Source organism: Xenorhabdus sp. BG5 (assembly GCF_015163665.1).
In the GTDB taxonomy this organism is placed as follows: domain Bacteria; phylum Pseudomonadota; class Gammaproteobacteria; order Enterobacterales; family Enterobacteriaceae; genus Xenorhabdus.
Window position 1 is genome coordinate 1 of the sequence record NZ_JADEUG010000125.1, and the last position, 223, is coordinate 223.

The 223-nt window shown below is 58.7% G+C and carries 1 rRNA gene; it reads right to left on the reverse strand.

Annotation, left to right across the window (positions count from 1 at the left end):
* Nucleotides 1-223 (reverse strand): 23S ribosomal RNA (locus IQ209_RS18125); the annotation flags it as partial.

Genomic DNA, 223 nt, shown 5'->3' on the forward strand with positions numbered 1-223 from the left:
TGTGTCGGTTTGGGGTACGATGAACACCAATCTGAAGCTTAGGGGCTTTTCCTGGAAGCGGGGCATCAGCAACTTCCGCACCGTAGTGCCGCGTCATCGTGCCTCAGTGTTATGGCTAACCGGATTTGCCTGGTCAGCCCACCTACACACTTAAACCGGGACGACCGTCGCCCGGCTTGCCTAGCCTTCTCCGTCCCCCCATCGCAATTGGTGCCCGTACAGG